25 protein-coding genes are annotated in these 22,713 nt (G+C 61.2%); 24 read left to right on the forward strand and 1 reads right to left on the reverse strand.

Annotation, left to right across the window (positions count from 1 at the left end; genetic code table 11):
• The first annotated feature begins 144 nt into the window (after window positions 1-144).
• The 10 genes from HX823_RS30395 to HX823_RS30440 all read left to right on the forward strand — a co-directional run bounded on the left by HX823_RS30395 (window position 145) and on the right by HX823_RS30440 (window position 7,643).
• On the forward strand, window positions 145-1,482 hold the full coding sequence (locus HX823_RS30395; RefSeq protein ID WP_177078313.1) for a flagellar hook-length control protein FliK: 1,338 nt from the start codon (window positions 145-147) through the stop codon (window positions 1,480-1,482).
• Between the two features lie 234 nt (window positions 1,483-1,716).
• On the forward strand, window positions 1,717-2,217 hold the full coding sequence (gene fliL, locus HX823_RS30400) for a flagellar basal body-associated protein FliL (protein WP_177078315.1): 501 nt from the start codon (window positions 1,717-1,719) through the stop codon (window positions 2,215-2,217).
• A gap of 9 nt (window positions 2,218-2,226) precedes the next feature.
• The gene (fliM, locus tag HX823_RS30405) at window positions 2,227-3,195 is read left to right on the forward strand and encodes a flagellar motor switch protein FliM (protein WP_027603859.1); all 969 of its coding nucleotides are present in this window, start codon (window positions 2,227-2,229) and stop codon (window positions 3,193-3,195) included.
• A 34-nt stretch (window positions 3,196-3,229) separates the two neighbouring features.
• Complete coding sequence (gene fliN / locus HX823_RS30410) at window positions 3,230-3,697, forward strand: flagellar motor switch protein FliN (protein WP_033900765.1); 468 nt, start codon at window positions 3,230-3,232, stop codon at window positions 3,695-3,697.
• Window position 3,698: 1 nt separating this feature from the next.
• Window positions 3,699-4,142, forward strand: coding sequence for a flagellar biosynthetic protein FliO (fliO, locus tag HX823_RS30415; protein WP_038849374.1), 444 nt, complete (start codon window positions 3,699-3,701; stop codon window positions 4,140-4,142).
• Window positions 4,142-4,885, forward strand: coding sequence for a flagellar type III secretion system pore protein FliP (gene fliP / locus HX823_RS30420; protein ID WP_016976565.1), 744 nt, complete (start codon window positions 4,142-4,144; stop codon window positions 4,883-4,885). The genes fliO and fliP overlap by 1 nt, the downstream gene beginning before the upstream one ends.
• Before the next feature lie 4 nt (window positions 4,886-4,889).
• Entirely contained in the window at window positions 4,890-5,159 is a 270-nt protein-coding gene (gene fliQ / locus HX823_RS30425) for a flagellar biosynthesis protein FliQ (RefSeq protein ID WP_010208761.1), read from the forward strand.
• A 4-nt stretch (window positions 5,160-5,163) separates the two neighbouring features.
• Window positions 5,164-5,949: a flagellar biosynthetic protein FliR gene (fliR, locus tag HX823_RS30430; RefSeq protein WP_177078317.1), complete on the forward strand. Its 786-nt coding sequence runs from the start codon at window positions 5,164-5,166 to the stop codon at window positions 5,947-5,949.
• 3 nt (window positions 5,950-5,952) lie between these two features.
• A complete protein-coding gene (gene flhB / locus HX823_RS30435; RefSeq protein WP_033900771.1) occupies window positions 5,953-7,089 on the forward strand; it encodes a flagellar biosynthesis protein FlhB in 1,137 nt (378 codons plus the stop codon).
• 353 nt (window positions 7,090-7,442) lie between these two features.
• A complete protein-coding gene (locus tag HX823_RS30440; protein ID WP_177078319.1) occupies window positions 7,443-7,643 on the forward strand; it encodes a cold-shock protein in 201 nt (66 codons plus the stop codon).
• A gap of 44 nt (window positions 7,644-7,687) precedes the next feature.
• Here HX823_RS30440 and HX823_RS30445 read toward each other — a convergent pair whose 3' ends face one another.
• The gene (locus HX823_RS30445) at window positions 7,688-7,930 is read right to left on the reverse strand and encodes a DUF6124 family protein (protein WP_177078321.1); all 243 of its coding nucleotides are present in this window, start codon (window positions 7,928-7,930) and stop codon (window positions 7,688-7,690) included.
• Between the two features lie 581 nt (window positions 7,931-8,511).
• On the opposite strand from HX823_RS30445, the gene flhA reads away from it, so the two are divergent.
• From flhA to HX823_RS30515, 14 genes are all read left to right on the forward strand, one after another.
• Window positions 8,512-10,626 carry a flagellar biosynthesis protein FlhA gene (flhA, locus tag HX823_RS30450; RefSeq protein WP_218168778.1) on the forward strand — a complete coding sequence of 705 codons (2,115 nt, stop codon included), beginning with the start codon at window positions 8,512-8,514 and terminating at the stop codon, window positions 10,624-10,626.
• A 12-nt stretch (window positions 10,627-10,638) separates the two neighbouring features.
• Window positions 10,639-11,955: a flagellar biosynthesis protein FlhF gene (flhF, locus tag HX823_RS30455; RefSeq protein ID WP_038849364.1), complete on the forward strand. Its 1,317-nt coding sequence runs from the start codon at window positions 10,639-10,641 to the stop codon at window positions 11,953-11,955.
• A gap of 105 nt (window positions 11,956-12,060) precedes the next feature.
• A complete protein-coding gene (gene fleN / locus HX823_RS30460; protein ID WP_003192912.1) occupies window positions 12,061-12,894 on the forward strand; it encodes a flagellar synthesis regulator FleN in 834 nt (277 codons plus the stop codon).
• A complete protein-coding gene (gene fliA / locus HX823_RS30465; protein WP_016976604.1) occupies window positions 12,891-13,631 on the forward strand; it encodes an RNA polymerase sigma factor FliA in 741 nt (246 codons plus the stop codon). The genes fleN and fliA overlap by 4 nt, the downstream gene beginning before the upstream one ends.
• Before the next feature lie 168 nt (window positions 13,632-13,799).
• A complete protein-coding gene (locus HX823_RS30470; protein ID WP_015885173.1) occupies window positions 13,800-14,174 on the forward strand; it encodes a chemotaxis response regulator CheY in 375 nt (124 codons plus the stop codon).
• 18 nt (window positions 14,175-14,192) lie between these two features.
• Window positions 14,193-14,981, forward strand: coding sequence for a protein phosphatase CheZ (locus HX823_RS30475; protein ID WP_028617314.1), 789 nt, complete (start codon window positions 14,193-14,195; stop codon window positions 14,979-14,981).
• Between the two features lie 11 nt (window positions 14,982-14,992).
• Window positions 14,993-17,188: a chemotaxis protein CheA gene (locus HX823_RS30480; RefSeq protein ID WP_177078323.1), complete on the forward strand. Its 2,196-nt coding sequence runs from the start codon at window positions 14,993-14,995 to the stop codon at window positions 17,186-17,188.
• Window positions 17,189-17,236: 48 nt separating this feature from the next.
• Window positions 17,237-18,367: a chemotaxis response regulator protein-glutamate methylesterase gene (locus tag HX823_RS30485; RefSeq protein WP_177078325.1), complete on the forward strand. Its 1,131-nt coding sequence runs from the start codon at window positions 17,237-17,239 to the stop codon at window positions 18,365-18,367.
• Window positions 18,367-19,107, forward strand: coding sequence for a flagellar motor protein (locus tag HX823_RS30490; protein WP_033900785.1), 741 nt, complete (start codon window positions 18,367-18,369; stop codon window positions 19,105-19,107). Before HX823_RS30485 ends, HX823_RS30490 begins: the two co-directional genes overlap by 1 nt.
• Before the next feature lie 15 nt (window positions 19,108-19,122).
• Window positions 19,123-20,010 carry a flagellar motor protein MotD gene (gene motD, locus HX823_RS30495; RefSeq protein ID WP_033900786.1) on the forward strand — a complete coding sequence of 296 codons (888 nt, stop codon included), beginning with the start codon at window positions 19,123-19,125 and terminating at the stop codon, window positions 20,008-20,010.
• 51 nt (window positions 20,011-20,061) lie between these two features.
• Window positions 20,062-20,850, forward strand: coding sequence for a ParA family protein (locus HX823_RS30500; RefSeq protein ID WP_028617310.1), 789 nt, complete (start codon window positions 20,062-20,064; stop codon window positions 20,848-20,850).
• On the forward strand, window positions 20,850-21,647 hold the full coding sequence (locus tag HX823_RS30505) for a CheW domain-containing protein (RefSeq protein ID WP_038849357.1): 798 nt from the start codon (window positions 20,850-20,852) through the stop codon (window positions 21,645-21,647). The genes HX823_RS30500 and HX823_RS30505 overlap by 1 nt, the downstream gene beginning before the upstream one ends.
• An 80-nt stretch (window positions 21,648-21,727) precedes the next feature.
• Complete coding sequence (locus tag HX823_RS30510; protein WP_010564003.1) at window positions 21,728-22,210, forward strand: chemotaxis protein CheW; 483 nt, start codon at window positions 21,728-21,730, stop codon at window positions 22,208-22,210.
• Complete coding sequence (locus HX823_RS30515) at window positions 22,211-22,603, forward strand: DUF2802 domain-containing protein (protein ID WP_122725674.1); 393 nt, start codon at window positions 22,211-22,213, stop codon at window positions 22,601-22,603.
• The last annotated feature ends 110 nt before the right edge of the window (window positions 22,604-22,713 follow it).

The following is a 22,713-nucleotide window of genomic DNA, read 5'->3' on the forward strand; positions in this document are numbered from 1 at the left end:
CCGTAAGGGCGGAACCAATATCAGCCGTTACCTAAAAAACGGATATGTACTCAATAAAACCAACCCCAACCCAAACCTGGCCCAACTCTTGCTCTACCTCCCAATACTGCATCCCCGACCCCCATGCAGTGGAGACCTTTACCTATGCCAGTCGCCCCGAATTCGCTCCTTCAGGCTGCCCCCGCGGCCAAGCCTCAAGCGCCCGCCGCCAACCCACCGGCAGTGGCTGCGGACCCACGGGACAAGGGCCCTGGCTTCGCTCAAGTATTCGCCAACCAGGCTTCCAAACCCACGGTCAAGTCCGACGACAACTCGCCCAAGCCCACCGCCGGCAAGTCCTCCGACGCCAGCGCCAAGCCAGCGGCCAGCAGCGACAAACCTGCCGCCAGCACGCCAGCCGTTGCCGATAGCGGCAAACCCTTGCCTGCCACCCCGCCGGCCAAGACCGACGACAGCGCCAGCAAAGATGACGAGGCGCCAACCGACCCGACCCTGGTGCAGCAGCCTCCGGCTGACCCGGTGGTCGACCCGGCCCTGATTGCGACCGTCACTCCGGTAGCTGTGCCAGTGCCAGTGGAAACCCCGGCGCCAGTCACCACGGCCAAGGATGACAAGGCCCAGCCGGTGGTCGCGGCTCCGGTAGCGGCGACCGAGGAAGCCAAGCCAGTCTTCGATCCGGAAGCCGATCCTTTGGACGCCATGCCCGCCGTGCGCCTGGCGATGGAGCAGGGCGGTCACGTCTCGGCCAGCAGTCAGGCCCAGGCCAAAACCGCCCCGGCAGCGACCCAGGATCAACCCACCGCCGCCCAGAACTTTGCCGCCGGCCTGGCCAATATGGTCGACCAGCAAGCCACCAAGGACAGCACTGACACGGGCGGTGACAAGGCCTTCGGCGGGTTGATCGAAGACGGCCTCAAAGACCTGAAGAACGCCAGCAGCGATACCCGTGTCGATGACTTCGCCAACCGCCTGGCGGCATTGACCCAGGCCGCCACGCCGAAAACCGCCAACGCTTTGCCGCCGGTGACCAATGCGCCATTGGCCATGCACCAGAGCGGCTGGACCGACGAAATCGTCAACCGCGTGATGTACCTGTCCAGCGCCAACCTCAAGTCGGCGGAGATCCAGTTGCAGCCGGCCGAGCTCGGTCGCCTGGATATCAAGGTCAACATGACCGCCGACCAGCAAGCCCAGGTCAACTTCATGAGCGCCCACCCGGTGGTGCGTGAAGCGTTGGAAAGCCAGTCCGGCCGCTTGCGCGAGATGTTCGCCCAGCAGGGCATGGGGCAGGTGGACGTCAACGTATCGGACCAATCCCGTGGCCAGGAGCAACAGCAGCAACAGGCCCAGACCGGTGGCGTGAGCCGCAGCGGTGGGCGTAGTGACAGCGGTGACAACGGCGCGCACGTTGACGTGGCTGAAGCCGTGGCGCCGGTCACCTCAACCGTGATCGGTACCAGCGCCGTCGACTACTACGCCTGATTTGAACATTGCGCAGGCCCAAATGTGGGAGCGGGCTTGCTCGCGAATGCGGTGGATCAGTCAGCATATCTGTTACTGATAAACCGCATTCGCGAGCAAGCCCGCTCCCACAGGGGATCTGTTGCGTGGCAGATATCGGCACGCACTTCCAAATCCACCAGACAACTCTGGCATAACACTTGCTCTTGCCTTTCCGTAGATCTATGAATCCCCGAATAGTGACGGATTATTGGCATGGCGAAGAGCGACGACGCAGCAAAAGCACCCGCAGGCAAAGGTAAGCTCAAGCTTATCCTGTTGATAGTCCTGGGCCTGCTCCTGGCTATCGGCGCCTCGGTCGGCGGCACCTGGTACATCATGCACAGCAGTGCCAGCAAGCCGGCACCTGCCGCCGAAACCGCCAGTAACGTCAAGCAACCGGCAATCTTCGGGCCGATGCTTCCGGCCTTTGTCGCCAACTTCAATCAGAACGGTCGCCAACGCTACCTGCAGGTGAGCATCACCTTGCTGGCGCGTAATGCCTCGGACCTGGACGCCCTCAAGGTGCACATGCCGGTGATCCGTAACAACCTGGTGATGCTGTTCTCCAGCCAGAGCTTCGACACACTTGCCACCCCGGTGGGCCAGGAAATGCTGCGCCAGAAGGTCACCGCCAGCGTGCAGGAAGTGGCCCAGAAGGAACTCGGCAAAGTCGTGGTCGAGCAGGCGCTCTTCACTAACTTCGTATTGCAGTAGGATCACGACATGGCCGTGCAAGACCTGCTGTCCCAGGATGAAATCGACGCGCTGCTGCATGGCGTCGACGATGGTCTGGTACAGACCGAAATGGCTGCCGAGCCCGGCAGCGTCAAAAGTTATGACCTCACCAGCCAGGATCGTATCGTCCGTGGACGCATGCCGACCCTGGAGATGATCAACGAACGTTTTGCCCGCTACACCCGCATCAGCATGTTCAACATGCTGCGCCGCTCGGCGGACGTGGCGGTAGGCGGCGTGCAGGTGATGAAGTTCGGTGAATACGTGCACTCGCTGTACGTGCCCACCAGCCTCAACCTGGTCAAGATCAAACCCCTGCGCGGCACCGCGCTGTTCATCCTGGATGCCAAGCTGGTGTTCAAGCTGGTGGACAACTTCTTCGGCGGCGACGGCCGTCACGCCAAGATCGAAGGCCGTGAGTTCACCCCGACCGAATTGCGGGTGGTGCGCATGGTGCTGGAACAGGCCTTCATCGACTTGAAGGAAGCCTGGCAGGCGATCATGGAAGTCAATTTCGAGTACATCAACTCGGAAGTGAACCCGGCCATGGCCAACATCGTCGGCCCCAGCGAAGCCATTGTGGTCTCCACTTTCCACATCGAACTCGATGGCGGTGGCGGCGACCTGCACGTGACCATGCCGTACTCGATGATCGAGCCGGTGCGCGAGATGCTCGACGCTGGCTTCCAGTCCGACCTGGACGACCAGGACGAGCGCTGGGTCAAGGCCCTGCGCGAAGATCTGCTGGACGTCGACGTGCCACTGAGCGCCACCGTGGCCCGTCGCCAGTTGCGCCTGCGCGATATTTTGCACATGCAGCCGGGGGACATCATTCCCGTCGAATTGCCGGACGAAATGATCATGCGCGCCAACGGCGTGCCGTCATTCAAGGTCAAGCTCGGTTCCCACAAGGGCAACTTGGCTCTTCAAGTGGTCGAACCGATCAATCGTCGCTGATCAACACTAATTTCTGCTCCGCCGAGGACATGTAATGGCTACCGAACACGAAAACACTTCCGCCGAAGACCAGGCTCTGGCTGACGAATGGGCGGCTGCCCTGGAAGAAACCGGCGATGTCGGCCAGGACGACATCGACGCGCTGTTGGCCGCTGATGCCGCCACCGCGCCGGCCGGCAACCGCCTGCCGATGGAAGAATTCGGCAGCGTGCCGAAGAACAACGACCCGGTGACCCTCGATGGCCCGAACCTGGACGTGATCCTCGACATTCCGGTGTCGATCTCCATGGAGGTCGGCAGCACCGAAATCAACATCCGCAACCTGCTGCAACTCAACCAGGGCTCGGTGATCGAGCTGGACCGCCTGGCCGGCGAGCCGTTGGACGTGCTGGTCAATGGCACCCTGATTGCCCACGGCGAAGTGGTGGTGGTCAACGAGAAGTTCGGCATCCGCCTGACCGACGTGATCAGCCCGAGCGAACGCATCAAGAAGTTGCGCTGAGATGAAGTATTCGATGGCGGGACTGTTTCTGGCGCTGCCATTGAGCGCCCTCGCGGCTGAGCCGGTCGCGCAAGCCACCGCAGCCGCAGCGCCGGTGGTGAGCAGCGGCATCGGCGGGCAATTGACCCAGTTGGTGCTGGGCCTGTTGCTGGTGGTGGGTTTGATCTTCGCACTGGCCTGGCTGCTGCGCCGGGTGCAGCGCGTGGGGCCGGGCAATGGCCAGGTAATCGAGATGATCGGTTCCCGCGCCCTCGGCCCGCGTGATCGGCTGGTGCTGGTGCAAGTGGGCGAGGAGCAGATCCTGCTCGGCATCACGCCCGGTCGCATCACCCCGCTGCATGTGCTCAAGACCCCGGTGAGCGTGGATCAGAGCCAGTCCGCCACGCCAGAATTCGCCCAGCGCCTGATGGAGTTGCTGGGCAAGGATCAGAAGGATAAGAAGTAATGCGCGTTTTATTGACGCTCATGCTGTTGCTGGCGGCGCCATTGGCGTTTGGCGCCGATCCGCTGTCGATCCCGGCGATCACGCTGGGCACCAACGCGGCCGGCGCGCAGGAATATTCGGTCAGCCTGCAGATCCTGCTGATCATGACCGCGCTGAGCTTTATCCCGGCGTTTGTCATGCTGATGACCAGCTTCACGCGGATCATCATCGTGTTCTCGATCCTGCGCCAGGCCCTGGGCCTGCAGCAGACGCCGTCGAACCAGATCCTCACCGGCATGGCCTTGTTCCTGACGCTGTTCATCATGGCGCCGGTGTTCGACAAGGTGAACCAGCAAGCGCTGCAACCCTACCTGGCGGAGAAAATGACCGCCCAGGACGCGATCGACAAGGCCCAGGGCCCGATCAAGGACTTCATGCTGTCGCAAACCCGCTCCAGCGACCTTGAGCTGTTTATGCGCCTGTCCAAGCGCACCGACATCGCCACCCCGGACCAGGCGCCGCTGACCATCCTGGTGCCGGCGTTCGTCACCTCCGAATTGAAAACCGCGTTCCAGATCGGCTTCATGATCTTCATTCCGTTCCTGATCATCGACCTGGTGGTGGCGAGCGTGTTGATGGCCATGGGTATGATGATGCTGTCGCCGTTGATCATCTCGTTGCCGTTCAAGATCATGCTGTTTGTGCTGGTGGACGGCTGGGCGCTGATTATCGGCACGTTGGCCGGCAGTTTCGGCGGGGTATAGCGCGATGACGCCAGAAGTAGCTGTCGACCTGTTCCGTGAAGCGCTGTGGCTGACCACCGTGATGGTCGCCGTGCTGGTCGTGCCGAGCCTGTTGGTGGGCCTGCTGGTGGCGATGTTCCAGGCCGCGACCCAGATCAACGAACAAACCTTGAGCTTTTTGCCGCGTCTGTTGGTGATGCTGGTCACCCTGATCGTGGCTGGCCCGTGGCTGGTACAGACCTTCATGGAATACATCCTGCAGTTGTACGGCAGTATTCCGCAGTTGATCGGCTGACCGGATGCAGTCGTTGCTGGCATTGACCGACACCCAGATCAGCACCTGGGTGGCGTCCTTCATCCTGCCGCTGTTTCGCGTGACGGCGATGTTGATGGCCATGCCTGTGTTCGGCACCACCCTCGTACCACGTCGCGTGCGCCTGTACTTCGCGGTGGCGATTACCGTGGTGATCGTGCCGGGTTTGCCGCCGATGCCAGCGGTCAATGCCATTGACCTCAGCGCCTTGCTGCTGATTGCCGAACAGATCCTGATCGGTGCGCTGATGGGCTTTTCCCTCACGCTGTTTTTCCAGGCCTTTGTGGTGGCCGGCCAGATCATCTCGATCCAGATGGGCATGGGCTTCGCCTCCATGGTCGACCCTACCAACGGTGTGTCGGCGGCGGTGATCGGGCAATTCCTGACCATGCTGGTGACCTTGCTGTTCCTGGCGATGAATGGCCATCTGGTAGCGTTCGAGGTGATGACCGAAAGCTTCACCACCTTGCCGGTGGGCTCGGGGCTGGTGGTCAATCATTTTTGGGAAATCGTCGGGCGCCTGGGCTGGGTGTTCGGCGCGTCGCTGTTGCTGGTGTTGCCGGCGATTACCGCGCTGCTGGTGGTCAACATCGCGTTCGGCGTGATGACCCGTGCGGCGCCGCAGCTGAACATCTTCTCGATTGGTTTCCCGTTGACCCTGGTCTTGGGCATGGGGATTTTCTGGATCGGCCTGGCCGACATTCTCAATCAGTATCAACCGCTGGCGACTGACGCCTTGCAGTTCTTACGTGATCTGGCACGGGCGCGCTGAGCCATGGCCGAGAGCGAGAGTGGTCAGGACAAAACAGAAGACCCCACGGAGAAGCGCAAAAAGGACTCCCGGGAAAAGGGCGAGATTGCGCGCTCCAAAGAGCTGAACACTGTTGCGACCATGATGGCCGGTGCCGGCGCCTTGCTGATCTACGGCGGCGGCCTGGCGCTGGACTTGATGGAGCTGATGAAGCACAACTTCACCTTGCCCCGTGAAGTACTGCTCAACCCCGATGCCATGGGTCAGTACCTGTTGCACTCGGGCAAGATCGCGATCCTGGCGGTGCAGCCGATTTTGATCACGCTGCTGCTGGCCGCGCTGATCGGCCCTGTCGCCCTCGGTGGTTGGCTGTTTGCCGCCGGCAGCCTGGCGCCGAAGTTCAGCCGCATGAACCCGGCTGCAGGGCTCAAGCGCATGTTTTCCGCCAAGGCCTTGGTGGAACTGCTCAAGGCCCTGGCCAAATTCATCCTGATCCTGTTTGTGGCGTTGATGGTGTTGTCGTCCGACATTGACGACCTGCTGCGCATCGCCCATGAACCGCTGGAGTCGGCGATCATCCACAGCGTGCAGGTGGTGGGCTGGAGCGCGCTGTGGATGGCCGCCGGGCTGATCATCATTGCCGCGGTGGATGCGCCGATCCAGTTGTGGGAAAGCCACAAGAAACTGCTGATGACCAAGCAGGAAGTGCGCGACGAGCACAAGGACCAGGAAGGCCGCCCAGAGGTCAAACAGCGTATTCGCCAACTGCAACGGGAAATGTCCCAGCGCAAGATGATGGGCGCAGTGCCCGACGCCGACGTGGTCATCACCAACCCGACCCACTACGCCGTGGCGCTCAAGTACGACCCAGAGAAGGGCGGCGCGCCAATGCTGCTGGCCAAGGGCAGTGACTTTACCGCGCTGAAGATCCGCGAAATCGCGGTGGCCAATGACATTCTGCTGCTGGAATCGCCGGAGTTGGCGCGGTCGATCTTCTATTCCACCGACCTTGACCAGGAAATCCCCGCCGGGCTCTACCTGGCCGTGGCTCAGGTGTTGGCGTACGTCTATCAGATTCGCCAGTACCGCGCGGGCAAGGGCAAGCGTCCGGATCCGCTCAAGGATCTGCCGATTCCGCCGGATTTGCGCCGCGACTCCTGATTTCTCACGTCCTACCACTCGTCGTGAATGCCTGTCTACCTGTCAACTTTGACAGTAGGCAGAGGGGCGTTCTCGCGGTTCTATTGCCTGAAGAACTGCGCGAACGCTGTAGATGAGAGGCAGGGAGAGTGGTTTTGAAGGCGGTCAGAGGTGCTGTCAAATATTACGACCAGCAATCCGGGGTGGGTTGGATTGTCCTGGAAAATGGCGAAGATGACGTGCGAGTGAATTTCATCGGTTCGCGAGGCATTCGGCTAGCCGTGGGCCTACGGGTGGAAGTCCGGAGAGTCCATGGGCCCGACGCGGTCTATGCATCCGACGTTCGCGTTATCCCGTAAGTCAGGAGAACGGCAATGGCAACAGGTACGGTGAAATGGTTTAACGCGGCGAAGGGGTTTGGGTTTATTACTCAGGAGGGCGGGGGCGATATTTTTGTCCACTTTTCCGCCATCAAGGGCGACGGTTTCAGGACGCTTGAAGAGAACCAAAAAGTGGAGTTCGAGGTGGGGCAGGGGGCCAAAGGCGCTCAGGCCGAGAACGTCCGCGTCCTATGAGCTTGATGATCGTTCCCGCAGGGTGGTGCAGGAACGATCGGTCATCAGGCCATCAAGTGCTCGCTGTCCTCCAGCACTCTGTCAGCCAGCAGCTTCGCCAGCCCGATCAACTGCGCAACGCCCAGCGCACCTTCGCGTTTTGTCCCATCCAATTCAAACGCAAAGTCGCTCATCAGTGCTTCGGCCGAGGCGAGGGTTTCGGTGAGGTTGACCAGCAGGTCTTCGGTGTTGAGGTGGTCTGCGACGGTGAACAGGCTGATAGGGGGATTTGGGGTGGGTTTAATCATTGTGAGGCTCCTTAAAAGTGGAGCTGCCACTGATCGCCGCGACGCGATGGGGTGACAGCTGTGCGCAGGTTCGCGGACCGGTCAAGGAGCAACCCGGCATACCCGAAGGTATCCCGCGCACAGCCGCCATAGCGCCGCACAGTAGACGCTAAAAAAGCGTCAACTGAAAGCGGGCGATAGTGCTTTTGCTCTTTGAAAATCCGGGCCGCGACGCCCGACCACTGCGTTTGCAGCGGTGTGCGGAGACTAGAGAGCGGCTTTCCTAGGGGCAACCTCAAAACCTTGTCAGAAGTTTCCTCGGTAGCGGCCGGTGAACACAAATCCAAAATGTGGGAGCGGGCTTGCTCGCGAAAGCGGACTATCCAGTCGCCGAATGTGCTGTCTGACCCACCGCTTTCGCGAGCAAGCCCGCTCCCACAGTTGAATTGATTTACAACCCGCTGGCTTGGTCGCTTGGGAGGTCATCGAAGGGCCAAAGCAAAAGTTGGAAGGCTTCTTGCAATACCGCCTGCAAGACGCCCAATTGCGTCAAAACTTTGCTTCAAAGGACACGAGGAATACCGGTGGTGGATCGCTCTCAAATGCTCGGCAACGCCCGCAGCACCCTGACTGACCTCTCGCGAGGCAATCTGGGTGTGCCGTTGTTGTTGCTGGTGATGCTGGCAATGATGATGTTGCCGATGCCGCCGTTCCTGCTGGACGTGTTCTTTACCTTCAACATTGCCCTGTCCGTCGTGGTCCTGCTGGTGTGTGTATACGCCCTGCGGCCATTGGATTTCGCGGTATTCCCGACCATTCTGCTGGTGGCGACCCTGTTGCGGCTGGCGCTGAACGTGGCGTCGACCCGTGTGGTCATGCTGCACGGCCAGGACGGCCACGCCGCCGCCGGTAAGGTGATCCAGGCGTTCGGTGAGGTGGTGATCGGCGGTAACTACGTGGTCGGTATCGTGGTGTTCGCGATCCTGATGATCATCAACTTCGTGGTGGTAACCAAGGGCGCCGGGCGGATTTCCGAGGTGAGCGCGCGGTTTACCCTCGACGCGATGCCCGGCAAGCAGATGGCCATCGACGCCGACCTCAACGCCGGCCTGATCGACCAGAACCAGGCCAAATCGCGCCGCCTGGAAGTGGCCCAGGAAGCCGAGTTCTACGGTTCCATGGACGGTGCCAGCAAATTCGTACGCGGTGACGCCATCGCCGGCCTGCTGATCCTGTTCATCAACCTCATCGGCGGCATGGCCGTGGGTATCTTCCAGCACGGCATGACCTTCGGCGATGCGGGCAAGGTCTACGCCTTGCTGACCATCGGTGACGGTTTAGTGGCGCAATTGCCATCACTGTTGTTATCAACAGCGGCGGCCATCATGGTGACCCGTGCTTCGGGCTCCGAAGACATGGGCAAGCAGATCAGCCGGCAGATGTTCGCTTCGCCCAAGGCCCTGGCCGTGGCGGCGGGCATTATGGCGATCATGGGCATTGTGCCGGGCATGCCGCACGTGTCGTTCTTGAGCATGGCGGCCCTGGCTGGCGGTGCTGCCTACCTGTTCTGGAAGAAGCAGAACCAGGTCAAAGTCATCGCCCAGCAAGAGATCGCACGCCAGCAGGAATTGCTGCCATCCCCGGCCCGCGCCCAGGAAACCAAGGAGCTTGGCTGGGATGACGTCACCCCGATCGACATGATCGGCCTGGAAGTCGGCTACCGCCTGATCCCACTGGTGGACCGCAACCAGGGCGGCCAACTGCTCGCGCGGATCAAGGGGGTGCGCAAAAAACTGTCCCAAGACCTGGGCTTTTTGATGCCTACCGTGCACATCCGCGACAACCTCGACCTGGCGCCGAGTGCCTACCGCCTGACCCTGATGGGCGTGATCCTGGCCGAAGCCGAGATTTACCCGGACCGCGAGTTGGCGATCAACCCAGGGCAGGTGTTTGGCAGCCTCAACGGCATCACCGCCAAAGATCCGGCTTTTGGCCTGGACGCAGTATGGATCGAAATCAGCCAGCGCAGCCAGGCACAATCCCTCGGCTACACCGTGGTGGACGCCAGCACCGTGGTCGCGACGCACCTCAACCAGATCCTGTACAAGCACTCCCACGAGCTGATCGGCCACGAGGAAGTCCAGCAATTGATGGGTTTGCTGGGCAAAGCGTCGCCGAAACTGGCCGAAGAGCTGGTGCCGGGCATTCTGTCGCTGTCGCAATTGCTCAAGGTGTTGCAGGCGCTGCTGGCCGAACAGGTGCCGGTACGCGACATTCGCAGCATTGCCGAGGCCATCGCCAACAATGCCGCCAAGAGTCAAGATACTGCCGCCCTGGTGGCCGCGGTGCGCGTCGGATTGTCGCGCGCAATCGTCCAAAGCATTGTAGGGCTTGACTCCGAGCTGCCTGTGATCACCTTGGAACCCAGGTTGGAACAAATATTGCTCAATAGTATTCAGAAGGCAGGACAAGGCCAGGAAGAGGGCGTTCTGCTGGAGCCAAGCATGGCTGAGAAGCTGCAGCGTTCGTTGATCGACGCCGCACAACGCCAGGAAATGCAGGGCCAACCGGTGATCCTGCTGGTGGCAGGCCCCGTCCGGGCGATGTTGTCGCGGTTTGGACGCTTGGCAGTACCGAATTTGCACGTATTGGCTTATCAGGAAATTCCTGACAACAAGCAAGTGACTATCGTCGCGACAGTAGGGCCCAACGGCTGAGGGTAGTGGGTTATGCAAGTGAAGCGTTTTTTCGCCGCCGATATGCGTCAGGCCATGAAACTGGTGCGTGATGAGCTGGGCGCCGACGCCGCGATTATCGGAAACCGTCGTATTGCCGGCGGTGTCGAGCTGACGGCTGCCCTGGATTACACCCCCCAGGCCCTGGCGCCGCGTGTGCCGAACATGGAGCTCGAAGACGAGTTGCGCAAGACCGCTTCGCGCATTGTCTCGGCCCAGGCTGAACTGAGCATGCGCGGCGACAGCGATGCCACCACCAATCGCCAGTTGTTCGCCGGCTTGCCGCTGACCGCTGCCGAGCCGCTGGTCGAGCCAACGTTCAAAGAACCGCCGCGTCCTGCTGCGCCTGCCCCGGCGCCTGCGGTTGACCAGCGGGTGTTTGATTCGATGCGCTTTGAACTCAACGGCCTGCGTGAACTGCTGGAAGTGCAGTTGGGCTCGCTGGCGTGGAACCAGCTGCAAGGCAGCAAGCCGCAACAGGCCAACCTGTGGCGTCGCCTGCAACGCATCGGCCTGTCCGGCCCGTTGTCCCGCGACCTGCTGGCGCTGACCACCGAAATCGAAGAACCTCGCCAGGCCTGGCGCATGTTGCTGGCCCACCTGGCGCGGATGATCGTCACCCCGGAAATCGAACCCCTGGAAGAGGGCGGCGTGATTGCCATGGTCGGTCCTGCCGGCATGGGCAAGACCACCACCCTGGCCAAGCTCGCGGCTCGTTATGTACTCAAATACGGCGCACAGAACATCGCGCTGGTGAGCATGGACAGCTACCGTATTGGGGCACAGGAGCAACTCAAGACCCTGGGGCGCATTCTCAATGTGCCGGTGACCCACGTCGACCCGGGCCAGTCCCTGGCCAATGCCCTCGACCCGCTGCTGCGCAAGCGCGTGGTCTTGATCGATACCGCCGGCCTGCAAGCCAGCGATCCGGCATTGCGCATGCAGCTGGAAAGCCTGGCCGGGCGTGGCATCAAGTCGAAAAATTACCTGGTGCTTGCAACCACCAGCCAGAAACAGGTTCTTACCGCTGCGTATCACAGCTACAAGCGCTGCGGCCTGGCCGGTTGCATCCTCACCAAGCTCGATGAAACCGCGAGCCTGGGCGAGGTGCTGAGCCTGGCCATCAGTCATGAATTGCCGGTCGCCTACCTGACCGACGGGCCGCGGATCCCGGATGATCTGCATCTACCGCGCCGTCATCAGTTGGTCAGCCGTGCAGTCAGCGTGCAAATGCAAGAAGAGCCTAGCGAGGAAGCGATGGCCGATATGTTCGCCGACCTCTACCACAACCCGGCAAAACGGGTGGGTTGAGGCAGGATGAACACCGTGAAATGTATCTACATCGATGGTCTGCAAGCGATTCACGCGGCCAAGCCATGTAGCCTGCGTCTAAGCAAGACAAGGTAAAGAAATAAAATGGGCAGCATGCATCCCGTACAGGTGATCGCGGTGACCGGCGGCAAAGGTGGCGTCGGGAAAACTAACGTGTCAGTGAATTTGTCCCTGGCCCTGGCAGAGCTTGGCCGTCGTGTCATGCTGCTGGATGCTGACCTGGGCTTGGCGAACGTGGACGTTCTGCTGGGACTGACACCCAAACACACGCTTGCCGATGTGATCGAAGGTCGCTGTGAGCTGCGCGATGTGCTGCTGCAGGGGCCCGGTGGCATCCGTATCGTGCCGGCCGCTTCGGGCACCCAGAGCATGGTGCACCTGAGCCCGGCGCAGCATGCCGGCCTGATCCAGGCGTTCAGTGATATCGGCGACAACCTCGACGTGCTGGTGATCGACACCGCCGCCGGGATCGGCGAGTCCGTGGTCAGCTTCGTGCGCGCCGCGCAGGAAGTGTTGCTGGTGGTCTGCGATGAACCCACCTCGATCACCGACGCCTACGCCCTGATCAAACTGCTTAACCGTGACTACGGCATGAACCGCTTCCGCGTCCTGGCCAACATGGCCCAGAGCCCGCAGGAAGGGCGCAACCTGTTCGCCAAGTTGACCAAGGTCACGGATCGCTTCCTCGATGTCGCCTTACAATACGTCGGCGCAGTTCCCTACGATGAGTGTGTGCGCAAGGCTGTGCAAAAGCAGCGTGCAGTCTACGAAGCGTTCCCTCGTTCCAAATGCGCATTGGCGTTCAAGGCTATTGCCCAGAAGGTCGATACCTGGCCGTTGCCTGCCAACCCGCGTGGGCATCTGGAGTTTTTCGTCGAGCGATTGGTGCATCAGACGAGCGCAGGACCCGTGCTATGACAGCAACCGGCTACAACGCGTACAAGAAGTCTGCCCGTGACAGCCAGGGCGAGTTGATCGAGCGCTACGCGCCCTTGGTCAAGCGCATTGCCTATCACTTGCTGGCACGCCTGCCCGCCAGCGTCCAGGTCGAAGACCTGATCCAGGCGGGCATGATCGGCCTGCTCGAAGTGTCGACTAAGTACGACGCGAGCAAGGGTGCGAGTTTCGAGACGTATGCGGGTATCCGCATCCGTGGCGCGATGCTTGATGAAGTGCGTAAAGGCGACTGGGCGCCGCGTTCAGTGCATCGCAATACGCGCATGGTCAGTGACGCAATTCGAGCAATTGAAGCAAAAACCGGTCGCGACGCTAAAGATCACGAAGTTGCAGCCGAACTCCAATTGAGTCTCGACGATTACTACGGGATTTTGAACGATACCTTGGGCAGCCGCCTGTTCAGTTTCGACGACCTGTTGCAGGACGGCGAACACGAAGGGCTGCACGAGGACGGCGCGAGCGCTCATATGGAGCCATCGCGTGACCTGGAAGATGAGCGTTTCCAGGGGGCGTTGGCGGACGCGATTGCCAATTTGCCGGAGCGTGAGCGGCTGGTGTTGGCGCTGTACTACGACGAAGAGCTGAACCTCAAGGAAATCGGTGAGGTCCTGGGGGTCAGCGAGTCGCGGGTCAGCCAGTTGCACAGCCAGTGCGCAGCCCGCTTGCGGGGGCGTTTGGGAGAGTGGCGAGCGCGCTGACAGGCAGTGTGGGGACACTGCAGACGAGACCGCGAGGGCAACCAGCCTTCGCGGGCTAGACCCGTGGTGCCCCCGGCAGTCCTTTTTGTGTAATGCCTGTTGATTGAAATGGCGCGTCCAGGTGCTGGGCGCGTTTAAGACTGCTTGGAGGTCGAATTGGACAAGAACATGAAAATCCTCATCGTTGATGACTTCTCAACGATGCGGCGGATCATAAAAAACCTGTTGCGTGACCTTGGGTTCACTAACACGGTCGAGGCGGATGACGGCATTACGGCGATTCCGATCCTCAACAGCGGGAGCATCGACTTTCTGGTAACGGACTGGAACATGCCGGGCATGACCGGTATCGACTTGCTGCGCCACGTGCGCGCCGACGAAAAACTGCGCAGCCTGCCTGTGCTGATGGTGACCGCCGAAGCCAAGCGTGAGCAGATCATCGAAGCCGCCCAAGCTGGGGTAAACGGTTACGTGGTCAAGCCATTCACTGCATTGGCCTTGAAAGAGAAGATCGAGAAAATCTTCGAACGCATCCACGGCTAATGCCATCGCGGGGGAGCTATGGAGCATAAAGAAACGTCACAGGGAGACTTCGAGTCGACCCTGAAAAAGCATGCTCACCAGTTGGTCGACAGCCTTGAAAAAGGCCAGTTCGGCGACGCGGTGCAGTTAATCCATGAGCTCAACCAGACCCGTGACCGCGGCCTGTACCAGGAAGTGGGCAAGCTCACACGCGAGCTGCACAGTGCGATCGTCAATTTCCAGATTGACCCGCACATGCCCCAGGCCGAGGAAATCTCGCAGATCACCGATGCCACCGAACGCCTGTCCTATGTGGTCAGGCTGACTGAGGCGGCGGCCAACCGCACCATGGACCTGGTGGAAAACGCCACGCCCCTGGTCAACGGCATGGCCAACGAAGCCCAGGCCCTGAGCAACGACTGGGGCCGTTTCATGCGCCGCGAAGTGGGCGCTGAAGAGTTTCGTGAATTGGCGCGTCGGGTCGAAGGGTTCTTGTCACGCAGCGAGCAGGAAAACCGCACGGTTTCCAGCAACCTCAACGACATTCTGCTCGCCCAGGATTACCAGGACCTCACCGGTCAGGTGATCAAGCGTGTGACCCAGTTGGTCACCGAAGTGGAAAGCAACTTGCTCAAATTAGTGCTTATGGCAGGCCAAGTTGACCGTTTTGCCGGTATTGAACATGACCGCGAAGCGATCCTCTCGGAAAAAGATCCAAAAAAACATCTCGCCAAGGGTGAAGGTCCGCAGATTCATGCCGATAAACGTGAAGACGTTGTATCGGGTCAAGATGATGTCGATGACCTGTTATCCAGTTTAGGCTTCTAAGGAGCACCCACATGAGCTTCGGCGCCGATGAAGAAATCCTTCAGGATTTCCTTGTAGAGGCCGGCGAAATTTTAGAGCAGTTGTCCGAGCAACTGGTCGAGCTGGAAAGCCGACCGGATGATGCGAACCTGCTCAATGCAATTTTTCGCGGTTTTCACACTGTAAAAGGGGGCGCCGGCTTCCTCCAGCTCCATGAGCTGGTGGAGTGCTGCCACATCGCCGAGAACGTGTTCGACATCCTGCGCAAGGGTGAGCGTCACGTTGATTCGGAATTGATGGACGTGATTCTCGAAGCACTGGATGCGGTCAACGGCATGTTCAGCGAGGTGCGCGACCGTGCACCGATTACCGCTGCCACCCCGGAGCTGCTGGCCGCCCTGGCGCGCCTGGCGGAACCGGCGGATACCTCGGCTGCGCCTGTGGTTGAGGCGGCGCCCGAGCCTGTGGCCGAAGCCGAACCGGATGTGACCGACAGCGAGTTCGAACAGCTGCTCAACTCCCTCAGTGCCGTGAAGGCCGAGGCAGAAGCGCCAAAGGCGCCTGTGGCTGCGCCAACCAGCGAAGACATTACCGACGCTGAGTTCGAATCCCTGCTCGACCAGTTGCACGGCAAAGGCCAGTTCGCGGCCGACGCCGTGGCGCCTGCCGCTGCGCCCGAGGCGCCTGCTGCTAAAGCCAGCACCGACATTACCGACGACGAATTCGAAGCACTGCTCGACCAACTGCACGGCAAGGGCACCTTCGTGGCCGACGCCTTGCCGGAAGTCGCCGCCACGGCTGCGGCGCCTGCCGCAGCCAGTGCAGCACCGGCTGGCGATGGTTTGATCTCCGATCACGAGTTCGAATCGCTGCTGGACGAATTGCACGGCAAGGGCAAGTTCAGTGAAGTGGCTCCGGCCGCTGCTGCTGTTGCCACGGCTGCACCGGTTGCTGCCAAGGCAGCCGCCCCGGCTCCGGCCGCCAAGCCTGCGCCTGCAGCGGCGCCTGCTCCGGCACGTGCCGCCGCCGCACCGGTGGCCGAGAAGCCCGCCAGTGAAGCCGAAACCACCGTGCGGGTGGATACCGCACGGCTGGACGACATCATGAACATGGTCGGCGAACTGGTACTGGTGCGTAACCGCCTGGTGCGCCTGGGCCTGAGCAGTGGCGATGAAGCCATGCAAAAGGCCGTGTCGAACCTCGACGTGGTCACCGCCGACCTGCAAACCGCGGTGATGAAAACCCGGATGCAGCCGATCAAGAAAGTCTTCGGCCGCTTCCCACGCCTGGTTCGCGACCTGGCGCGTCAGCTGAAGAAAGAAATCAACCTGGAACTGGTGGGTGAAGAAACCGACCTCGACAAGAACCTTGTCGAGGCCTTGGCCGACCCGCTGGTCCACTTGGTGCGCAACGCTGTCGACCACGGCGTGGAAACCCCGGAAGAACGCGAAGCCTCGGGCAAGTCCCGTAACGGCAAAGTGATCCTGGCGGCGGAGCAAGAAGGCGACCATATCCTGCTGTCGATCACTGACGACGGCAAAGGCATGGACCCGGCCATATTGCGCAACATCGCGGTCAAGCGTGGCGTGATGGACAAGGACGCCGCCGACCGCCTGACCGACACCGAGTGCTACAACCTGATCTTCGCTCCGGGCTTCTCGACCAAGACCGAGATTTCCGACGTGTCCGGCCGTGGCGTTGGCATGGACGTGGTGAAGACCAAGATCAGCCAGCTCAACGGCTCGATCAACATCTACTCGACCAAGGGCCAGGGCTCGAAGATCGTGATCAAGGTGCCGTTGACCTTGGCGATCATGCCGACCCTGATGGTGATGCTGGGCAACCAGGCGTTCGCCTTCCCGCTGGTCAACGTCAACGAGATCTTCCACCTCGACCTGTCGCGCACCAACGTTGTGGACGGCCAGGAAGTGGTGATCGTGCGCGACAAAGCGTTGCCCCTGTTCTACCTCAAGCGCTGGCTGGTGGCATCGGCCAAGCATGAAGAGCAGCGCGAAGGCCATGTGGTGATTCTCTCCGTGGGCACCCAGCGCATCGGCTTTGTGGTCGATCAACTGGTGGGCCAGGAAGAAGTGGTCATCAAGCCTTTGGGCAAAATGCTGCAGGGAACCCCGGGCATGTCGGGTGCGACCATCACCGGTGACGGTCGGATCGCGCTGATTCTCGATGTTCCGAGCATGCTCAAGCGTTACGCCGCTCGGCGTATTTGATTCTGGTGGGGCAGGGCGGTATTGCCCGCCCCGCCTAACGGAGTGTTTATGGCAGTCAAGGTCCTGGTGGTGGACGATTCGGGTTTCTTCCGCCGCCGCGTCTCGGAAATTCTTTCCGCCGATCCAAGCATCCAGGTGGTCGGCACGGCCACCAACGGCAAAGAGGCGATTGATCAAGCCATTGCGTTGAAACCGGACGTGATTACCATGGACTACGAGATGCCGATGATGGATGGCATCACCGCAGTCCGGCACATCATGCAACGCTGCCCGACCCCGGTATTGATGTTCTCCTCGCTGACGCACGAAGGCGCCCGGGTCACCCTGGATGCGCTGGACGCTGGCGCGGTGGACTTCCTGCCGAAGAATTTCGAAGACATCTCGCGCAACCCCGAGAAGGTCAAGCAACTGCTGTGCGAGAAAGTGCACAGCATTTCGCGCAGCAACCGTCGTAGCTTGTTCAGTGCGCCCGCGCCGACACCTGCACCGGTTGCGGCACCGGCTGCGCCGACGTCATCGTTTGCTCGCCCTGCGCCTGCGCCGGTTGCACGGCCTGCCGTGGCGCCGGTTCGCGCTGCTGCGCCTGCGACTGCCCATTCGCCTGCGCCGAAGCGCAAGGCCTACAAACTTGTGGCTATCGGCACCTCCACCGGCGGCCCGGTGGCCCTGCAACGCGTGTTGACCCAACTGCCGGCCAACTTCCCGGCGCCGATCGTGTTGATCCAGCACATGCCCGCTGCGTTCACCAAAGCGTTCGCCGAGCGCCTGGACAAGCTGTGCCGCATCAGCGTCAAGGAAGCCGAGGATGGCGACATCCTGCGTCCTGGCCTGGCGTTGCTGGCGCCGGGTGGCAAGCAAATGATGGTGGACGGCCGTGGCGCGATCAAAATCCTGCCGGGTGACGAGCGCCTGAACTACAAGCCGTGCGTGGATATCACTTTCGGTTCGGCGGCCAAGTCCTACGGCGACAAAGTTCTGGCGGTGGTGCTCACCGGCATGGGCGCCGACGGCCGTGAGGGCGCGCGCCTGCTCAAGCAGGGCGGCAGCGCCATCTGGGCCCAGGATGAAGCCAGCTGCGTGATCTATGGCATGCCCATGGCCATCGTCAAGGCGGACCTGGCCGACGCCGTCTACAGCCTGGACGACATCGGCAAGCATCTGGTGGAGGCCTGCCTCTGATGGATGTCTTGAGCCTGATCGGTATCATCATGGCGTTTGTCGCGATCATTGGCGGCAACTACCTCGAAGGCGGTCACCTTGGCGCCCTGGCCAACGGCCCGGCCGCGTTGATCGTGATTGGCGGCACCGTGGGCGCGGCGTTGTTGCAGTCGCCCATGAGCTCGTTCAAGCGCGCCATGCAGATCCTTATCTGGATCATTTTCCCGCCGCGTGTCGACTTGCCGGGTGGCATCGACCGTGTGGTCAACTGGAGCCTCACCGCCCGCAAGGAAGGCCTGCTGGGCCTGGAAGGCGTGGCCGATGCGGAACCCGACAGCTACGCACGCAAAGGCCTGCAATTGCTGGTCGATGGTGCCGAACCGGAAGCGATCCGCAGCATCCTTGAAGTGGATTTCTACACCCAGGAAAGCCGCGACATCAACGCCGCCAAAGTCTACGAAAGCATGGGCGGCTACGCGCCGACCATCGGCATCATCGGTGCGGTGATGGGCCTGATCCACGTCATGGGCAACCTGGCCGACCCTTCGCAACTGGGCAGCGGTATTGCCGTGGCGTTTGTCGCCACTATCTATGGCGTGGCCAGTGCCAACCTGGTGTTGTTGCCGGTGGCGAGCAAACTCAAGTCGATTGCCATGCGCCAGTCGCGTTACCGCGAAATGTTGCTCGAAGGCATCTTGTCGATTGCCGAGGGCGAGAACCCGCGCTCCATCGAATTGAAGCTCCAGGGCTTCATGGATTGATGGGAGGTATTCATTGTGAGCCGTCGCCGTCGCGAGCCTGAAGAACACGTCAACCACGAGCGGTGGTTGGTGTCCTACGCGGACTTCATCACCTTGCTGTTCGCGTTTTTCGTGGTGATGTACTCCATCTCGTCGATCAACGAAGGCAAGTACAAGGTCATTTCCCAGGCGCTGATCGGTGTGTTCAACGACGCCGACCGCTCGCTCAAGCCAATTCCCATCGGTGAAGAGCGGCCCAAGACCGTGACTCCGGCCAAGCCGCTGGTCAACGACAGCGATGAAACCGCTGCCGGCGTGGGCGGCACCAGCGATCCGCTGAAAAGCATCGCCGATGACATCAGCGCGGCGTTTGGCGACCTGATCAGCTCCAACCAGATGACCGTGCGCGGCAATGAGTTGTGGGTGGAGATCGAGCTTAATTCCAGCCTGTTGTTTGCCAGCGCCGATGCGATGCCCAGCGACCAGGCGTTCACTATTATCGACAAGGTGGCGGCGATTCTGCGGCCGTTCGAGAACCCGATCCACGTCGAAGGCTTCACCGACAATTTTCCGATCAGCACTGCGCAGTACCCGACCAACTGGGAACTGTCGTCAGCGCGTGCCGCGAGCATCGTACGCATGCTGGCGATGCAGGGCGTGAACCCTGGGCGCCTCGCGTCGGTGGGGTATGGCGAGTTCCAGCCGGTGGCCAATAACGCCACGGTAGAGGGCCGCGCGAAGAACCGCCGGGTGGTGTTGGTGGTGTCGCGCAACCTGGATGTGCGCCGCAGCCTGACCGGCACCGGCACCGCCAATGCAACACCGGATGCGGCCCTGAAGCGGGCTGGCACACAAACTGCACCGCCCCCTGTAAAACCGCCGGTTCGTCAGAGCGCCGTCAATTCTCCGTCGCCGGCTCAATAACTTTATGCAATGTCTCGGTCGCGCCTGTGCCTGCCGGGAGGAACCAACCGAATGAGAGTCTGGGCAGTTGCCAATCAAAAAGGTGGGGTCGGCAAGACCACCACGTCCATCGCCTTAGCCGGCTTGCTGGCCGAGGCGGGCAAGCGCGTGGTCGTGGTGGACCTGGACCCGCACGGCTCCATGACCAGCTATTTCGGCTACGACCCGGACGCGCTGGAACACAGCAACTACGACCTGTTCCTGCACAAGGGCAGCGTGCCGGCTGATCTGCCGGGGCAACTGCTGCTGCCTACCAGCAACGAAAGCATTTCCCTGCTGCCGTCCAGCACCGCCCTGGCCACCCTTGAGCGCCAGTCGCCGGGGCAGAGCGGGTTGGGCCTGGTGATCGCCAAGACCCTGGCGCAACTGTGGCAGGACTTCGACTACGCAATCATCGACAGCCCGCCGTTGCTGGGCGTGCTGATGGTCAACGCCTTGGCGGCCAGCCAACAGCTGGTGATTCCGGTGCAGACCGAGCACCTGGCCGTCAAAGGCCTGGAGCGCATGGTCAGCACCCTGGCGATGATCAACCGTTCGCGCAAACAGGCGCTGCCGTTCAGCATCGTGCCGACCCTGTTCGACCGCCGCACCCAGGCGTCCCTCGGCACCCTGCGCGTGCTGCGCGATGCCTACCCGGACACCATCTGGAACGGCTACATCCCGGTGGACACGCGCCTGCGTGACGCCAGCCGCGCAGGTCTCGCGCCGTCGCAGTTCGACGGCAAGAGCCGTGGCGTACTCGCCTACCGCGCGCTGCTCAAGCACCTGTTGTCGCAACAGCTTGTGGCGCAGGTGGCGTGATGAACCGTCCTGTCGAACTCAAGACCCGGCCGCAACTGGCGCTGGAATCCTACCTGGATGCCCTGCTGCAGGATGCGACCGCCGAAGAATTGCCGGAACCGATCCTGGTGCTCGAACCGGCTGTCGAACCCGAAGCCGCGCTGGATGAATTCCAGTTGGCCGTGCGGGAAGAACAAGCCCGTGATGCGCAGGTCGTGGTGCCGATTACACCGGTCGTGGTAGCGCCTGTGGTGGTTGCCCCTGCTCCTGTCGTGGTCGAGCCGGTGGTGGAAGTGCATCTGCCGCCGAGCATCACGCCGCCGCCGGTGACCGGTGATGGTCGACCGAGCTGGGCTGCCGAGCCGTTCGAATGCCTGCTGTTCGACGTCGCCGGCTTGACCCTGGCAGTGCCGCTGGTGTGCCTGGGCTCGATCTATTCGCTGGAAGGCCAGGAGTTGACGCCGCTGTTCGGGCAACCGGAGTGGTTCCTCGGCATCCTGCCCAGCCAGGCCGGTAACCTCAAGGTCCTGGACACCGCGCGCTGGGTCATGCCCGACCGCTACCGCGACGACTTCCGGCAGGGCCTGCAATACGTGATCTCGGTGCAGGGCTACGAGTGGGGGCTGGCGGTGCATCAAGTCAGCCGCTCGTTGCGCCTGGACCCGAACGAAATCAAATGGCGCAGCCACCGCGGCCAACGGCCTTGGCTGGCGGGCACCGTGATCGAACACATGTGCGCGTTGCTCGACGTCGCCGAATTGGCTGAGTTGATCGCCAGCGGTGCCGTCAAGTCGATGCCACTGCACAAACACAGTTGATTGAACAATAAGGGCCGCATGCGAATGCGGTCAGTGAAGCACACACGCCGTGTCATGCGGCATTTGAAGGGGTCAGGGGTATGAACAAGTCAGCGTCCGCACAAGGTTTGGATGATCCGATCCTGCAATGGGTGACCTTCAAACTGGACAACGAGTCCTACGGCATTAACGTGATGCGCGTGCAGGAAGTGCTGCGCTACACCGAGATCGCCCCGGTGCCGGGTGCGCCGAGCTACGTGCTGGGCATCATCAACCTGCGCGGCAACGTGGTGACGGTGATCGACACCCGCCAGCGTTTCGGCCTGGTGCCGACTGAAGTCAATGACAACACGCGTATCGTGATCATCGAGGCCGACAAGCAAGTGGTCGGGATCATGGTCGACAGCGTGGCCGAAGTGGTCTACCTGCGCCAATCGGAAGTGGAAACCGCGCCGAACGTGGGTAACGAAGAGTCCGCCAAGTTTATCCAGGGCGTGTGCAACAAGAACGGCGAGCTGCTGATTCTGGTTGAGCTGGACAAGATGATGAGCGAAGAAGAATGGTCGGAACTGGAGAGCATCTGATTGTTCCTTGAGGCCGCGGTGATTGTCCTGGCCCTGTTGTGGGCTGGGACTTTGGCATTTCTGTTGCGCTATGTGCGTCAGCAGCGTGAACTGTTGTTGCAGCAGGCTGAGCGTGATGCTCTGCGTGATCGGCGGGTGCTGGAGCTGGTCAAGCGGGTTGATCACTTTCAGCAGAGTGCGGTGAAGGTCGGGGACGAGGTGCATGAATTGCGCGCGATTCTTGCGCCGTTGCCTGACAAACTCGCGCAGATTGAGCAGCGGGATCCTTCGAGTCTTTCGTTTGCCCAGGCTGCCAAGCTGGTGGGGATGGGGGCTACGGTGGATGAGTTGACGCAGTCTTGTGGGTTGACTCAGGCTGAGGCGCAATTGATGAGCAAGTTGCATAAGGGTTGATTGGGTTTTGAGTACATATCCGTTGCTGCGGTAACGGCTGCTTATGGTTCCGCTCTTACAGCGGGTCACTTTTGGAAAGGCCCAAAAGTAACCAAAAGGCCTTCGCCCCA

Source organism: Pseudomonas sp. P7759, assembly GCF_013386445.1.
Classification (GTDB): Bacteria; Pseudomonadota; Gammaproteobacteria; order Pseudomonadales; family Pseudomonadaceae; genus Aquipseudomonas; species Aquipseudomonas azotoformans_A.

Coding starts and splice junctions, on each gene's coding strand:
- HX823_RS30395 (WP_177078313.1), top strand. CDS start 145: ATGCCAGTCGCCCCGAATTCGCTCCTTCAGGCTGCCCCCGCGGCCAAG.
- fliL (WP_177078315.1), top strand. CDS start 1,717: ATGGCGAAGAGCGACGACGCAGCAAAAGCACCCGCAGGCAAAGGTAAG.
- fliM (WP_027603859.1), top strand. CDS start 2,227: ATGGCCGTGCAAGACCTGCTGTCCCAGGATGAAATCGACGCGCTGCTG.
- fliN (WP_033900765.1), top strand. CDS start 3,230: ATGGCTACCGAACACGAAAACACTTCCGCCGAAGACCAGGCTCTGGCT.
- fliO (WP_038849374.1), top strand. CDS start 3,699: ATGAAGTATTCGATGGCGGGACTGTTTCTGGCGCTGCCATTGAGCGCC.
- fliP (WP_016976565.1), top strand. CDS start 4,142: ATGCGCGTTTTATTGACGCTCATGCTGTTGCTGGCGGCGCCATTGGCG.
- fliQ (WP_010208761.1), top strand. CDS start 4,890: ATGACGCCAGAAGTAGCTGTCGACCTGTTCCGTGAAGCGCTGTGGCTG.
- fliR (WP_177078317.1), top strand. CDS start 5,164: ATGCAGTCGTTGCTGGCATTGACCGACACCCAGATCAGCACCTGGGTG.
- flhB (WP_033900771.1), top strand. CDS start 5,953: ATGGCCGAGAGCGAGAGTGGTCAGGACAAAACAGAAGACCCCACGGAG.
- HX823_RS30440 (WP_177078319.1), top strand. CDS start 7,443: ATGGCAACAGGTACGGTGAAATGGTTTAACGCGGCGAAGGGGTTTGGG.
- HX823_RS30445 (WP_177078321.1), bottom strand. CDS start 7,930: ATGATTAAACCCACCCCAAATCCCCCTATCAGCCTGTTCACCGTCGCA.
- flhA (WP_218168778.1), top strand. CDS start 8,512: ATGCTCGGCAACGCCCGCAGCACCCTGACTGACCTCTCGCGAGGCAAT.
- flhF (WP_038849364.1), top strand. CDS start 10,639: ATGCAAGTGAAGCGTTTTTTCGCCGCCGATATGCGTCAGGCCATGAAA.
- fleN (WP_003192912.1), top strand. CDS start 12,061: ATGGGCAGCATGCATCCCGTACAGGTGATCGCGGTGACCGGCGGCAAA.
- fliA (WP_016976604.1), top strand. CDS start 12,891: ATGACAGCAACCGGCTACAACGCGTACAAGAAGTCTGCCCGTGACAGC.
- HX823_RS30470 (WP_015885173.1), top strand. CDS start 13,800: ATGAAAATCCTCATCGTTGATGACTTCTCAACGATGCGGCGGATCATA.
- HX823_RS30475 (WP_028617314.1), top strand. CDS start 14,193: ATGGAGCATAAAGAAACGTCACAGGGAGACTTCGAGTCGACCCTGAAA.
- HX823_RS30480 (WP_177078323.1), top strand. CDS start 14,993: ATGAGCTTCGGCGCCGATGAAGAAATCCTTCAGGATTTCCTTGTAGAG.
- HX823_RS30485 (WP_177078325.1), top strand. CDS start 17,237: ATGGCAGTCAAGGTCCTGGTGGTGGACGATTCGGGTTTCTTCCGCCGC.
- HX823_RS30490 (WP_033900785.1), top strand. CDS start 18,367: ATGGATGTCTTGAGCCTGATCGGTATCATCATGGCGTTTGTCGCGATC.
- HX823_RS30500 (WP_028617310.1), top strand. CDS start 20,062: ATGAGAGTCTGGGCAGTTGCCAATCAAAAAGGTGGGGTCGGCAAGACC.
- HX823_RS30505 (WP_038849357.1), top strand. CDS start 20,850: ATGAACCGTCCTGTCGAACTCAAGACCCGGCCGCAACTGGCGCTGGAA.
- HX823_RS30510 (WP_010564003.1), top strand. CDS start 21,728: ATGAACAAGTCAGCGTCCGCACAAGGTTTGGATGATCCGATCCTGCAA.